Consider the following 14038-nt stretch of genomic DNA (forward strand, 5'->3'; position numbering starts at 1 on the left):
TTTTTAATTATTATCACTGAAAAGGACATCAAACACCAGAGAAAATCTCAAAAAAAGATATAAAAAAAGACGCCCTTGAAGGGCGTCTTTAACTATCTTCTGCCTAAAATCAATGTAAAATTATCTTACAGAGGTTTAACGTTGGCAGCCTGAGGACCTTTCTTGCCGGTCTCAATATCGAAAGAAACCTGCTGTCCCTCATCAAGAGTCTTAAAACCATCAACCTGGATGGCGCTAAAATGAACGAAATAATCCTTTCCGTCCTCACCTGTGATAAAACCATAGCCCTTTGTGCCGTTAAACCATTTTACTGTTCCTTGTGTCAAGATGTTGCCTCCTAAAATGTTTTTACTGCGACTTTTCTGCAGCTTGGTAAGCATACAGGTTTTCTGTATATTTGTCAAGAAATTTTTTTCAATCAATAAAATATCCCAATTTCATCTTTTACAAATACATATATCACCTGGACACATTACTTCCTCATACTTCAATAAATCAACGACATTCCAATTGACATGAATCAAACATTATGTTACCTTCTTTAAAATTTTTAACGTCTGAAAGGAGGAGTATTCGTGTTTCAGTTACATAACAATAACAACGTAACAATAACTACTATGACGACATGCGGAACCCCTCCTGGAGTGGCGGGCGATTAGTTCGCTCTGCTTCGAAACTTCAGCCGGGGGTCTCCGCTTTATATGGAGATCCCCGGCTTTTTTATTTTACGATGAAAAGAGGAATGAAATTATGAAGGTTTGGGGACTATGTTTTATTGGCTTTGGCAATGTAGGTCAAGGACTTGCACGTATTTTAGTACGAGAAGAAGAAAACCTTTTTAGCCACTTTGGATTCCGTTTCAAGACAATAGCCGTAGTTACAAAAAGTAAGGGAAGCCGTGTTGATCCTAATGGGTTGTCACTATCCAAACTTCTTGATGAAATAAACCATGATCAAACTCTCGGACCTTGTACTATTACCCCTGAAGAAACCGTTTGTCTACCTGAAGTAGATATTGTAATAGACGTAACTCCAACTAATTTAAAAAGCGGTGAACCAGGGCTGTCTGTTACAAAAAAAGCGTTACAAAGAGGACGTCACGTTGTTACAAGTAATAAAGGTCCGGCATCTTTAGCTTTGAAAGACCTTTTAAAAATTGCTTCTGAACATAAAAGCAAGTATCGTTTTGAAGGAACAGTTTTAAGTGGCACACCAGCAATCAATTTAGCGAGAGAATCCATGGCTGGATGCCATATTACTGAGGTGCAAGGTATCGTTAACGGAACAACAAACTACATTCTTACACGCATGGAAGAAGGGCTGGAATATGACGATGCCCTTAAAGAAGCTCAAGCTCTCGGATATGCAGAAGCAAATCCTGAAGGTGATGTTGATGGCTGGGATGCTGCCGTAAAAGTTCAAATTATTGCGAGTGTCTTCATGGGAAAATATATCTCCCTAAAAGATATATCCCGAGTGGGGATTTCTGGCTTGAAACGAAAAGATATAGAAAAAGCTCTTTCCCAAAACGAACGTATAAAGCTTGTAGCGAAAATAGTACAAAATTCGGGGCAGATTTTTGCCTCCGTCGCTCCTGTCTCCCTTCCCTTTTCCCATCCTCTATCGGGAGTTAATGGTGCAACAAACGCAATAACACTGACAACTGATAATCTTAAGGATGTAACAATAATAGGGCCTGGGGCGGGGAGAGAAGAGACAGGACAAGCTCTTCTTTCTGACATTATTTCGATTGTTACTCACTAAGGATTTTTGTAATATCTACTATTACTTGTTAAAATTAAGCTATTAATAATTTTTCTGAATAGTCTGGCTTCATAGGGAATGTCATTTCATATGTGAGGAGGAGTTTAGATATGACCCACCAAGAATTCAGTATCACCCCTGCTATTCTTGAGGATATTAATAACTTTCTCACTGATCCACACAATGCTTCTTTATCTGATCTACGCAGAGTCGTTTCCAAATATGGAACAGTAGCTGAGATCAACGAAAAAGCATGCGAAGCTGGAAAAATCGATACCCTTGTTAAAAAACTGGAACGAATTCAATGTTCTTATGTCAAAGATTTGGAGTGGCTTGCAGGCATCAAAGAGGAAGGGCGCTTTATTTCTCTTTCGGAGTATCGTTCTCGTATAGCTCCTGATCGTCCAGTTTGGAGTTATGACGAAACAAAAGCCCCGACATTAGAGATTAGTGCCCTTCAATATTTTCCATGGCTCATAGCAGAAGCAAAACAAGCGATAGAAAAAGGAGAGATTCTTCCAGGTCGATTTATTCGCGTTCGAAAAATGAAAGAACAAGAAGCAGATAATGGAGATTTGCCAGCTGTCAGAGCAGCCATAAAAATATTGGGGGCAAGTTGCGTAGAAACATTAGATACAAAAGGAACAGACGGTTCTAACATTCACTTAGGAGGACCAGCTACTATTACGGGATATTTTGGTGGTATCGGACAGCCTAATGGGCATCCTCTTAAATGGATAGATGAAGTTCTTTATTATTACGTAAATTACGGAGTAGATGAAGTTCTGAACATCAATCCCGGAACGGTTTTTCTCGGATATCTCCTCTATAAATTGGGAGTAAACATTCGATTTAAAATTTCCGTTTTTATGGGAAATGATAATCCCTATGCAGTTTTGTGGACATTATTAGCAGCTCGACTTTTCGCGAGAGAAGATGGATCAACGCCACTCGCTGGCTTTAATCTTTCTAACTCTATCGATGTTGAACATCTTGCTAAAGCAGCTGCTATCCGCAAAGAGCTTAAACTTGAAGAGCAAGTTCGGATAGAACACCACATTACTGAAACGTGGAAAAGTATCGTCCTACAACCTTATAACAGAAGAGAGGATTTACTTAAACTCGTGGAAACTATACCTAATATCTCTGCCAAACATGAGGGTGGAAACCCAGAAGACGAAGAACAGCTTACTCATCCATCAGACATTCTGGATTATTTCAGAGATAAAAAGGAAATTGAAGCTTCTGGAGATTGGAATGCCCTTTCTTTAAACTATCTTTTAAAACATAAAGCAGTAAACAGCACTGCAGAAGCATTGACCAAGGCTGGTTTCTCATTTATTGCAGCAGGAGTACATCGTCTCTAGCAATTTACTATATAAATAAAGGAGGCCGTTCCTAAACGGCCTCCCATAGAACTTTTATATAAACTTCCAAAAGTCTGAATCTGCTTTTTCAAGAGGGATGGAGACCTCATATAGTCGCGGCAAAGAATTAAAATTAATATGATATCTTGGGTTTTTTACAGGGGAACCAAAAGAAACGAATAATCCCTTTTCCGTTGCATCATAAATCACAGATCTCAATGTTCCTAGGTACTCGTCATAGAAATGAAGGCAAAGTCCCTCTGGATAAGGTGTGGATAATAAGTTCTCGATATCCGAGTACCCTATTCCTTCTTTTCTTCTCTCGAAGAAATTCTTTATGATATTAAATCGTACCAAAGAATTCTCCATAATTTTATCATCGCACTTTGCCATTTCAGACGAAATATAGTGATTTGTCGAGAACAACCCGAGAAATGGAGATGCATCATCTTTAACAACGTGTGTAACATGTTTTTGAGCTCCATAATATTCAATTATTGCAGCATTTCCTTCTTCGTCGGCAATTAAAAAAATAGTATTCCCACAAAGAGAAATATCCTGAGAAAGCTCAATTGCCTCTTCCACTGTTGCACATCGTTCAAGTAATGTTCGTATAAGAACCCAAAATTGAACCCCTGTTTGAAGTGGCGGGCGAGGAGGAACACCTGCTCCAACAGGAATACCTCCAGCTGTCATAGTAATAGTAAGACCATGCTCATTTATGCCTTCTTGATAACCGAATAACATTACAGAGAAACCTATAAAAGCGTAGCAACCAGCTGATTTTACGGTGCAAAGCATCAAATCATCACATTTATCTGTAAAATCATAGTTGCGACCGACAAGAACGTGATTATTTAAAGTCTGAGAGGGGGAAACATATAGCTGACTACAATGACATCTTTTTAAATATGAGGCATTATAGAATGTTACATCACGAGGAGATATATGAAGTTCATCTGCCATTCCCATAATTTCCTCATTCAACCCTGGACAACTACATTCTATTAGTTTGTGTGATTCTTTAAATTCTTCTTCCGTCATCTTAAGACGACCTGAAGACATGCAACGTACTAATTCCTTGTTATGTCGTATTAAATCTGCTTTTTGCCGGCCTATTTCATAATGGGATCCTTCTAAAATAACATGCCTAAATTCTGTGCGCCTTACTCTTGGTTGCACATATAACGCCTCCTTCAATCATTTTTAACAATACACATGGTAGAAGAAAGACGTTTCTATTGCTTTACGATTTTTGCTATTAATTTTGCCTTTCTTGCTAAACTCTTTCCTTTAAATAGGTTTAAGTGGAATACATACCTCTATGGTATAAGTATAACCATTTTCTTCACTCGGAAGAGCCCGATAAAGTTCATACGAAAAAGTATCTGCTGGCTGATACCCATTTTCTGGAAACCACTTTCCGTAAAGATATCTATAAGCAAGACGTATCTCTTCTGCATGGCAAACTGCACGACCAACAGCATATTCGCCAGAAGGAATATACTCTTTTCCTACTCCCCTATCGCTCTCACTAATAGCTACATTATCAGGAACAACAACACATGCATGGTAGCGACATTTTTCTTCTTGCGTAATTGTAGGATCATCAAAAGATACACCGATCATAGTTGTACTGTCTAGCAAACAACGTTCCCTTCCCCAAGACATCAATTTATTCCATGCCTTACAAATGGAAGAGAGGGAATATCCTTTCAAATTAGCAACATAGGCGACAGTGTATCCGGGAAGATTCTCTATACTAACTTGAAGGTGTATCTTTTTCTCTATAGCTTCCGCATCAAAGGTAAAAGCATGCTGTTTCCCTTGTACTTCTCCACCAGAATCTCTATATTTCGATCCGGAAACACCATAATATTTTTTAAATGCTCTTGCAAAAGTTGCAGGCGACGAAAAACCACATGAGAAAGCAATTTGGGTTATAGATAAATTATTCATCTTTGTAAGCATATTTGCAGCTTTTTCTAGTCGTAAACGAGTTATATATTCATAGGGAGTTTCTCCCACAATAGACGTAAAAATTCTGTGAAAATGATATGGAGAAAAACACGCTATTTGAGAAATATCCTGCAACTTCAGTTCTTCGGAAAGATGTTGCTCAATATATGCAATTGTTTTCTCTATTCGATATACGTAATTGGAAGAACCAGACATTTCATCACACGCCTTACTTTTACTATTTATTCATATCTCAGCGCTTCTATAGGGTTAAGTAAGGAAGCTTTATATGCCGGATAAAAGCCAAAAAATATACCTACGCATCCGGAAAACCCAAAAGAAAGGACTATAGAAAGAATCGAAATATCAACAGTCCACCCTAATATTTTTGAAAGAGCTTGTGCGCCAGCAATGCCAAGAATAATTCCTGAAACACCTCCTAAAAGGGAAAGAGTCAGTGCTTCGACGAGAAATTGCAATCTGATATCTGTTCTTTTTGCACCTATCGCCATACGGATTCCTATTTCGCGAGTTCGTTCGGTTACAGATACCAGCATTATGTTCATTATCCCAATACCACCAACTAAAAGAGAAACACCTGCCACCGCAGTCAGAAGTAAGCTCATTACTCGTGTTGCACTCTTTGCATTTTCAACCATTTGCGCCAAATTTCGAACTGTGAAATCATTTTCCTCTCCTGGTCTTATACGATGTCGCTGAGCTAAAAGAGCTTCTATCTGCTCTTGTGCAACCTCTAAGTGTTGACTAGATAGAGCTTTCACAGAAATAGATGATGTCATCCCCATTTTAGGTGGACTCACCAATCTTCTTTGTACCGTTGTTATGGGAACAAGAACAACATCATCTTCGTCTCGTCCCATTGCACTTTCACCTATTTTATCTATAACACCAATAACAACCATGGGAACCCCTTTCAAACGAATGATTTTCCCGATGGGATCTTCTGTAATAAAAAGATTATCGACAATTGTCTGCCCGATAATACATACTTTCGTTGCACTCCGTACATCTTGCTCTGTAAAAGTTCTTCCAGAAGCGAGAGTCCAATCCCTAACGAAGAGGTAATCCGACGTTGTACCTATAATCCTCGCTGGATAATTTTCATTGCCATAAACCGACTGAAAACTTCCGCCGTAGTATGGAGCAACATATGAAACAGCACTACATTCAGTTCGAATTGCATCTGCATCACCTATCGTTAAAGTATATGCAGTGTAACTTCGAGACCCTCCTACTGCACTTGTTTCAGGACGAACAATTATCATATTGCTTCCCAAACTTGAAAAACGAGCCGCTATCTCCTTGTTGGCCCCACTCCCTACAGCAAACATAATTATCACGGCCATAACGCCAATAACAATACCCAGCATTGTTAATGCAGATCTGGTCTTATTAGCTCGAAGAGAACGAAAGGAAATTTTTGCTGTTTCAAATACGCTTAACATAACGATTCCACTCTTTCGTCTTTTATAAGGATTCCATCTTTGAGAGTAATTATTCTTGAACCAAATTGGGCCATATCGCGCTCGTGGGTTACTTGGATAATAGTTTTTCCTGACTCTCTATTGAGACGAACAAAAAGATTCATAACATCTATTCCCGTTTTACTATCGAGATTTCCTGTTGGCTCGTCTGCAAGTATAAGAGGAGCATCATTTGCCAAGGCTCTTGCTATAGCTACTCTTTGTTGTTGTCCACCAGAAAGCTGCTGTGGTTGATGATCTGCCCTGTCTTCCAGACCAACTATGCTGAGAGCATGATGAGCACGTTCATGACGTTCTTTTGTAGGAATCCCGTTATAGAGCATAGGAAGCTCCACATTTTCAAGAGCAGACATTCGAGCAAGTAAATTAAACCCTTGAAAAACAAAACCTATAGTGTACTTGCGTATATCTGCCAATTGGTTCTCATCAAGTGTTGCTACGTCCTCTCCATTAAGATAATAATGACCTTGAGAAGGAACATCGAGACATCCGAGAATGTTCATGAGTGTTGACTTTCCAGACCCAGAGGCTCCCATAATGGAAAGGAATTCCCCTTTCTCTACAGAAAAAGATACCTCTTTAAGTGCTGTTACTTCTACTTCTCCTAAAACATACTTCTTACTAATATTATCGACGCGGACCAGGCACAAAGGGAGACCCTCCTCCGTTACTCTTTCCAGCCATTACACTCGTAACAACATTCATCCCTTCTTGAACCTCTCCTGAAATTTCAGTGTATAACCCGTCAGAGATACCAATTGTTACATTAAGTGGTTTAAAAATATCTCTCTCATAAACCCAGAGTGTCCTTTGAGACGTTCCATTTCCATTTTTTCCATTTGAGGCAAGAACATCAGAACTCGGTTTAAATCGGAGCGCCGCATTTGAAACCTTCAAAACACCCATTTTCTTTTCAACAATAACAGAAACATTAGCTGTCATTCCTGGCATAAGCTTCAGTAGAGGATTTTCTACCATTACGATAACAGTATATGTCACGATGTTTCCATCAGTATTTGGAGCAAGCCTGATTTCCTTTATTTTTCCTTCAAAAGAAAGATCTGAATACGCATCAACTGTAAATTCAACGTTTTGGCCAGCTTTTATATAGCCAATGTCTGCTTCATCTATGTCTGCCTCTACCTTCATTTGTGTCAAGTCTTCCGCAATCGTAAAGAGTGTAGGAGCAGATTGGCTTGCATTGACAGTTTGACCAACTTCTACAGCCTTGTCGATGATAACGCCATTAATAGGTGAATTTATTTTTGTATGCCCTAAGTTAATCTCTTTATTTTTTAAATTTGCTCGAGACTGAGCTAAACTTGCGTATGCGGCATTTAACGAGGCAAGAGCAGTATCTAACTCTGTTTGTGCCGTATCAAGTTCACTTTCGGCTATAAGATTTCGCGTAAATAATTCTTTGTTTCTATCTCTTGTCTTTCGTGCATTTTTCACAGTAGCTTCAGCCTTTGCAATATTTGCCTGAGCTGCAAGGACATCAGCCTTCGCAGTTTCCACAGCAGCCTCAAGGAGAGCCGGATCTATTTCAGCTATGAGTTCTCCTTTTTTAACGATAGTATTGAAATCTACATAAATCGCTTTGATGGTTCCAGAAACTTGGCTTCCTACATTGACAGTATTTACTGCCTGAAGGCTTCCTGTAGCAGATACCGTCTTTAAAAGATTGCCGCGAATTATGGGAACAGTTTCTACTGTAGTTGCTTTAGAAGAATCTTTTCTAAAGAAGAAAAAAGCCCCTGAAATCAATACAATTAATACAAAAAGAGATAACCATTTTTTCATTCCCAACTTCCTCCTACAGCTTTTTCAAGAGCCGCCAACGCTCTACGATGAGAATAGAGAGCAGACCAATACCCTAACTTCGCTTCTTTATATTTTTCAGTAGCATCTGCTACCTCAATAGGTGAACCTACTCCGACTTTATACCTATTTTGTGCTATGTCTAGATTTTCCTCAGCCTGTTTTACAGTTTGTAGAGCTACTGCCAAAACATGGTGCGAATCTGTAAATTCCAAGTAAGCTTGTTCTACTTCCTTATAAATTTCTAAGCGAATAGCCTCATTTTCTGCTTCACTTATAACTATTTCCGATTTTGCTTGCTCTATTTTAGCCGCTTCAAGACCACCATCCAAAATTGGAAACTGAAGAGAAACTCCAACAGACCAATCCTCTTCCCCACTAAAACGTTCACCACCAAACGAATATTTACCTGACGCTTTTATCTCTGGGGAATTTTCTTTTGCCGTTAACTTCAGATTTTTCTGCGCAGCGAGAAGACTACTGTCACTCGCCAAAAGGTCTGGCCGTCTTTTCAAAGCCATAGTCTGAACATCATTAAGAGAGAGAGCAAGTGAAGCCTCTTCTTCTATATCCTCAAGAGTATAAGTAGGAGCATTTGAAAGTCCCATAGCATTGTTAAGAGTTGTTATTGCAGTTTTAATTACCGTCTGAGCTTTAGCAACTTCAAGTTCAGCTTTACTTTCCTCAACCTCAGCAGTCGTTACATCATATTTTGATACAGATCCTACATCATAAAAAGCTTGCGCTTGTTCACGCAGCAAGGTATATAGCCTCAAAGTCTCTTCTGCTACATCCAACTTTTTCTGAGCTTCCAAAGCATCAAAGTATGCATTTTTCACGTCATATACAACTTGTTCTTCCGTCGTTCTGGCTTTCTGCTCACTGCCCTCCCGACCTATTTGTGCAACCTTTTTCTTCAACGCGGTCTTTCCAGAATCAGATATTAATTGTGAAAGATTTAAATTTGAGGAATAAGCATGATCTCTCTGAGTTCCTGAAGCATCTTGCCGACTATAGCTACTGGAGAAATCAAGACCTGGCCTTTCTTGTGAAAGAACCTGTTCAACCTGACTATCAGCAACGTTAATCTCTGCAAGGGCTTTTTTAATATCAGGATGGTGAGTTTTAGCTATAGAAAGACATTGTTCAAGGTCTAGAGATGAGGGAAAAGAAGAGATACTCCCTCCAAGCGAAACGGAAGGATTATATACACATAAAAACGCCGTTAAGATCAAGCAAAAATACCTTTTCACACGAGATTCCTCCAAGAAAAATTATTAGTGTACCAGACTGGAAGCCACACCCCTTTTATACAATAAGATATCTGAAATACAATAAGTGAATTTGCCGATTAATCAAAAAAGAGGTTGGCCAAAATAATCAGCACAACCTCTCAGGCTCCAAAGTTATAGAAGAGATATTTATGAACGAATCATTACAAGAGCCATTTTAAAGCTCTCAACAGCCCTTAAACCATGAGGGATCTCTGCCGGCATAATAAGCCATTCACCTTGTTCAAGAATTTGTGATACTCCATTAAGGCTTATCTCTACTTTCCCCGAAATAATTTCTACTAAAGCATCGTAAGGAGCTGTATGTTCACTGAGAGCCTGACCTTTATCAAAGGCAAAGAGTGTTACCGTACCAGTAGGGTGATCTACAAGAGTTCGGCTCACAATAGCTCCATCTTGAACTTCAACCATTTTTTCTGCTTCAAACTTTTTTCCCTTTTCAAACGTTCTCTGACTCATCTTGTCACTCCTTCACTAAATAGGCTAAAACCAGTACGTTTAAATTATGCTAGCATAAATCCTACTATTTTTGTAGTGTTTGATTCCCATTTATACTCATGCTATATTGATGAAATCAAAAATCAGTTCAAAGGGGTGTTCAATATAATGCAACTTTTCGATGAACAACAGTTCCTTAAAGATCTGGAAAATCTGGTCAATATAGATAGCGGAACCGCTTATGTTTCTGGTGTCGAGCGCGTCGCAACCTTTTTTAAAAACGAGTTTGAAAAGTTGGGATGGAATGTACGCGCCCATAACTTTGATCCGTCAGTCGGTCCATGCCTTGAAATAAGCAATACAACATCTTCTAACTACGATGTTATGCTTTTAGGACATATGGATACGGTATTTCCAGAAGGAACTGCAAGTGAACGTCCTTTCAAAATAGAAGACGGCAAAGCTTTTGGACCTGGAGTCGTTGACATGAAATCTGGGTGTCTTTTTGCCCTGTATGCAGCAAAAGTATTTCAAAAATGTGATAAGGTCCCTTCTATTTGTGTCGCTTTCAATAGTCACGAAGAAGTTGGTTCTAAATTTGCCCGCAAGTGGATTGAGGACACCGCCGCAAAAAGCAAAAATGTTATCGTTCTTGAACCGGCGAGGGCTAATGGTAATTTAGTTAATCAGCGAAAGGGAATTGGTCGTTATACTGTTGATATCCTTGGTAAAGCCGCCCATGCAGGAGTTGAACCGGAAAAAGGTATTAGCGCCACTCAGGAATTAGCCCACTGGATTTTAGAAATACATAAACTTTCAGATCCTAAAAAAGGAACAAATCTTAACGCTGGTTGCGTCACTGGAGGTACCGCTGCTAATGTTGTACCGGAAAAGGCACAGGTCGTATTCGATATGCGAGTAAAATCCGCTGAAGAAGCAACTAAAGTCGCAGAAAAATTTGAGTACCTTCAAAGAAACCCCTTCTCCGACGGAATAAAGATCGAAGTTACGGGAGGCATGACAAGACCTCCTATGAACCCAAGTCTTTTGACTCTTGAGCTATGTCAGAAAGTAGAAGAAATAGCAGCTACTCTTGACATCTCATTCCAGTGGCAATCCACAGGCGGGGGCTCAGACGGTAACTTCACAGCAGCTATGGGGATTCCAACTATAGATGGAATGGGCCCCGTCGGAGGCAGAACTCATAGCGTAGATGAATACATGGACGTAAAAAGTCTTAATGACAGATTTACACTCTTGATTCAACTTCTAAAAGATTTAGCATAGTATAAAGGGTTCTTGTTGGGGATGGTACGCAAATACCTGCCATCCCTTTTTAAGGATATATAGTTAACAATTCGACAATAGAGCGAGGAGAAAAGAGAAGAACATTATTTTTTATGTCGTTGAGATGGACTAAGGTGTTTTCCTTATCTATACCTTTGGGTGCATAAACTGTAAAGAGAACATTTTTCGTTTCTGTAGAAATAGAAGTGCGCTTATCTGGTCCATAAATAACGCTAGAAATAACGCCTGTATCGTCACACATGAGCATATCATTATCACAGGCAACTTTCTCTTTTTCATTCATCAATGTATAGCAAATGTCTCCATTTCCAATATCAACGTTTATTGGGAAGTCAATTTTATCAAGATCATGACCTGCAGTGAGCAACATATTTTTTAGTTCTGCCATAAACATAGCTGTAACAAGACAATTAACAATAGGAATGTTTTTTCCTTTTGAAGCAATCGACTCAATTTGATAGAGCACCGGATAATTTTGACCGAATGACTTAAAATATGCGTCGTAAACATCGAGAATAGGCTGGTTTCGCAGTTCTGACCGAGACATATTACCGTATTTTTTTCGTAAGTTTTCTTCGAGGTCCACTCGTATCTTGTCAAGACAATCATGGCATGAGGCATTTGTTACTCCCTTAAGAATCAAAAAGCCAACATAAGATTGAGGAAACCTTCTCCGGAATGAGTCTGTTAATGTAATCATACACATCCCCCCCTGATTTAATCCTCATAAATAGTGTAACATAACGATTAAATAGATTATATATTGAAGAAAAAGTTCCTACATCGAAAGGAGTTTTTATCTATGGTATTTCTGATAGTACTATGCGCCTCTATTCTATTGATTTCTTTTTTTTCTTCACAAAAAGCTTATGGGTGCAGCGGTCTAGTTTTAGGCAAAAATATTTCTCCAACAGGTCGAGTTCTTGTGGCTCATAATGAAGATGACAGTAATAGGCTTCTTGTTCGGCATGGGCTTATCCCATCACGACAGTATACTTCTGACAGTATTATTATTGCCGAAGAAGAATCTGCCCGCATTCCACAAACCCCTTCCACCTTCGGACTATTTTGGACAGAGGTACGAAATGAAAGAGGACTTTCAAATGCTGACTTTTTTTATAACGACCATGGTGTAGGAATCTTTAGTGACAGTTGTAGACAAATTAGAGCTGATCACGAACCTGATATCGCATATGGTGGAATTGGCTACTCACTTCGCCGCATCATTGCAGAACGAGCTACAAGTGCCAATCATGGAGTAGAAATTGCCATAGAACTTATCGAGAAATATGGATATCGAGATTCTGGCCGTTGCTACATTATCGCCGATGCCAATGATGCATGGATGGTTCAAATACCTCATGGACAACACTATTGCGCTGTTCGAATAGATGACAATGAAGCGGCCTTTATTCCTAACCATTTCACTATACGAGCTGGAGTTTTAGAGAACAGACCCTTCTATTGTTCCAAAGACCTACTTAACTATGTAAAAAGGAAAGGCTGGGTTTCTGCGGAAATATGCCAAGAAAAAGAATTGGACTTTGCAAAGGCCTTTCAACATCCTGATCGATGGCGCCATCCATTTAACACTTTCCGCCATCGTCATGCATTAGAAATTCTTACGCAACGAGAATGGCTTTGCGACGAAGAGCTTCCTTTCGCAATAAAGCCCGAAGAGAAAATAACCATATCTCAAGTAAAAGCTATTTTGCGTTCTCATTATGAAAATACTCCCGATTACTCAACAACGAATTTCGCGGGGAATTCCCCTCATCACAGTTCTTTACGAAAAATCTGTGCTGGAACAACTATCGAAGGTATCATCGCAGATTTAAATCCAATAGCTGAACTTACATGCCTTTGGATTGCCATGGGGCGACCCTGTTCACAACTGTTTATTCCTATTCATGGAGGGGTTAATACACTTCCCGAAGAATTCACCCCTATAGAAAATCCAGAAACAGCCTTAGAAAAACATTGCCAAAGAGATAGCGATTTACTTAACATTGATGACAAAAATTGGTGGAATATTACGCAGCGCCAGACATGTATCGATCTATATCATGAGGAAATCCACTCGTTACTACAAGAAAAACTTAACCTTTGGGAAAAAGAACTTAAAGAAAAAGAAGAACAAATTCGTAATAAGGCCCAAAAACTCATCAAAGAAGAGAAAAAAGGGGAAGCTTCCAATATCCTTACCTCTTGGGCTCGCCAAATAGCCCTAGAATCAGAAACTAAAATGAAAGAGGTTCTTTCTTCATTTCCTATTTATGTAGCTGAACCTCATATGAAAGAGATAAGAAAAGATGACTATTCTTCTGAACTTGAAATAGAAATACCTCTTCGGGAGGAACCTCTTGAGAACTCTATTCGCATGGGACAAGGAGGACTTAGTACTGAAGTTTGGGCAAGACCCATAAAAGGTAGCCTTATGAAAACAGATCAAGGATGGTCTCTGAAATTTAGAGTTAGAGAATTAGCAGAAAAAGCACATATCTGTCGTGCCGATTTTTGGCTGGCTGGACGCAACATAAATGAGAAAATCTTTGTTGCTAAGAGTGTTATTACTGTAAAGTAG

Annotated in this window: 13 protein-coding genes; 4 read left to right on the forward strand and 9 right to left on the reverse strand. The window is 39.2% G+C overall.

Annotated elements, in window-relative coordinates:
* Nucleotides 1-125 precede the first annotated feature (125 nt).
* Complete coding sequence (locus RBH88_RS07955) at nucleotides 126-380, reverse strand: cold-shock protein (RefSeq protein WP_374047583.1); 255 nt, start codon at nucleotides 378-380, stop codon at nucleotides 126-128.
* A gap of 370 nt (nucleotides 381-750) precedes the next feature.
* On the opposite strand from RBH88_RS07955, the gene RBH88_RS07960 reads away from it, so the two are divergent.
* Nucleotides 751-1764, forward strand: a complete 1014-nt coding sequence (locus RBH88_RS07960) for a homoserine dehydrogenase (RefSeq protein WP_307879520.1) — start codon at nucleotides 751-753, stop codon at nucleotides 1762-1764.
* Nucleotides 1765-1874: 110 nt separating this feature from the next.
* Nucleotides 1875-3131, forward strand: coding sequence for a hypothetical protein (locus RBH88_RS07965; RefSeq protein ID WP_213691247.1), 1257 nt, complete (start codon nucleotides 1875-1877; stop codon nucleotides 3129-3131).
* Between the two features lie 54 nt (nucleotides 3132-3185).
* Here RBH88_RS07965 and RBH88_RS07970 read toward each other — a convergent pair whose 3' ends face one another.
* From RBH88_RS07970 to RBH88_RS08000, 7 genes are all read right to left on the reverse strand, one after another.
* Complete coding sequence (locus RBH88_RS07970; protein WP_213701350.1) at nucleotides 3186-4313, reverse strand: C45 family peptidase; 1128 nt, start codon at nucleotides 4311-4313, stop codon at nucleotides 3186-3188.
* A 111-nt stretch (nucleotides 4314-4424) separates the two neighbouring features.
* Nucleotides 4425-5306: a GyrI-like domain-containing protein gene (locus RBH88_RS07975; protein ID WP_307879521.1), complete on the reverse strand. Its 882-nt coding sequence runs from the start codon at nucleotides 5304-5306 to the stop codon at nucleotides 4425-4427.
* 26 nt (nucleotides 5307-5332) lie between these two features.
* A complete protein-coding gene (locus tag RBH88_RS07980; protein ID WP_213691244.1) occupies nucleotides 5333-6556 on the reverse strand; it encodes an ABC transporter permease in 1224 nt (407 codons plus the stop codon).
* Nucleotides 6550-7245: an ABC transporter ATP-binding protein gene (locus RBH88_RS07985; RefSeq protein ID WP_213691243.1), complete on the reverse strand. Its 696-nt coding sequence runs from the start codon at nucleotides 7243-7245 to the stop codon at nucleotides 6550-6552. Before RBH88_RS07985 ends, RBH88_RS07980 begins: the two co-directional genes overlap by 7 nt.
* Nucleotides 7223-8398 carry an efflux RND transporter periplasmic adaptor subunit gene (locus RBH88_RS07990; RefSeq protein ID WP_213691242.1) on the reverse strand — a complete coding sequence of 392 codons (1176 nt, stop codon included), beginning with the start codon at nucleotides 8396-8398 and terminating at the stop codon, nucleotides 7223-7225. Before RBH88_RS07990 ends, RBH88_RS07985 begins: the two co-directional genes overlap by 23 nt.
* A complete protein-coding gene (locus RBH88_RS07995) occupies nucleotides 8395-9669 on the reverse strand; it encodes a TolC family protein (RefSeq protein ID WP_213691241.1) in 1275 nt (424 codons plus the stop codon). Before RBH88_RS07995 ends, RBH88_RS07990 begins: the two co-directional genes overlap by 4 nt.
* 168 nt (nucleotides 9670-9837) lie before the next feature.
* A complete protein-coding gene (locus tag RBH88_RS08000; RefSeq protein ID WP_213691240.1) occupies nucleotides 9838-10167 on the reverse strand; it encodes a cupin domain-containing protein in 330 nt (109 codons plus the stop codon).
* 147 nt (nucleotides 10168-10314) lie between these two features.
* Between RBH88_RS08000 and RBH88_RS08005 the strand changes: the two genes are divergently transcribed.
* The gene (locus RBH88_RS08005) at nucleotides 10315-11433 is read left to right on the forward strand and encodes a M20 family metallopeptidase (RefSeq protein WP_213695570.1); all 1119 of its coding nucleotides are present in this window, start codon (nucleotides 10315-10317) and stop codon (nucleotides 11431-11433) included.
* Nucleotides 11434-11482: 49 nt separating this feature from the next.
* Here RBH88_RS08005 and RBH88_RS08010 read toward each other — a convergent pair whose 3' ends face one another.
* Complete coding sequence (locus tag RBH88_RS08010; RefSeq protein WP_213691238.1) at nucleotides 11483-12154, reverse strand: phenylalanine--tRNA ligase beta subunit-related protein; 672 nt, start codon at nucleotides 12152-12154, stop codon at nucleotides 11483-11485.
* A gap of 102 nt (nucleotides 12155-12256) precedes the next feature.
* Between RBH88_RS08010 and RBH88_RS08015 the strand changes: the two genes are divergently transcribed.
* Complete coding sequence (locus RBH88_RS08015; protein WP_307879522.1) at nucleotides 12257-14038, forward strand: C69 family dipeptidase; 1782 nt, start codon at nucleotides 12257-12259, stop codon at nucleotides 14036-14038.

The sequence above is a fragment of the Aminobacterium sp. MB27-C1 genome (genome assembly GCF_030908405.1).
GTDB lineage: Bacteria > Synergistota > Synergistia > Synergistales > Aminobacteriaceae > Aminobacterium.

Coding starts and splice junctions, on each gene's coding strand:
- RBH88_RS07955 (WP_374047583.1), bottom strand. CDS start 380: ATGCTTACCAAGCTGCAGAAAAGTCGCAGTAAAAACATTTTAGGAGGC.
- RBH88_RS07960 (WP_307879520.1), top strand. CDS start 751: ATGAAGGTTTGGGGACTATGTTTTATTGGCTTTGGCAATGTAGGTCAA.
- RBH88_RS07980 (WP_213691244.1), bottom strand. CDS start 6,556: ATGTTAAGCGTATTTGAAACAGCAAAAATTTCCTTTCGTTCTCTTCGA.
- RBH88_RS07975 (WP_307879521.1), bottom strand. CDS start 5,306: ATGTCTGGTTCTTCCAATTACGTATATCGAATAGAGAAAACAATTGCA.
- RBH88_RS07990 (WP_213691242.1), bottom strand. CDS start 8,398: ATGAAAAAATGGTTATCTCTTTTTGTATTAATTGTATTGATTTCAGGG.
- RBH88_RS08015 (WP_307879522.1), top strand. CDS start 12,257: ATGGTATTTCTGATAGTACTATGCGCCTCTATTCTATTGATTTCTTTT.
- RBH88_RS08010 (WP_213691238.1), bottom strand. CDS start 12,154: ATGATTACATTAACAGACTCATTCCGGAGAAGGTTTCCTCAATCTTAT.
- RBH88_RS08000 (WP_213691240.1), bottom strand. CDS start 10,167: ATGAGTCAGAGAACGTTTGAAAAGGGAAAAAAGTTTGAAGCAGAAAAA.
- RBH88_RS07965 (WP_213691247.1), top strand. CDS start 1,875: ATGACCCACCAAGAATTCAGTATCACCCCTGCTATTCTTGAGGATATT.
- RBH88_RS08005 (WP_213695570.1), top strand. CDS start 10,315: ATGCAACTTTTCGATGAACAACAGTTCCTTAAAGATCTGGAAAATCTG.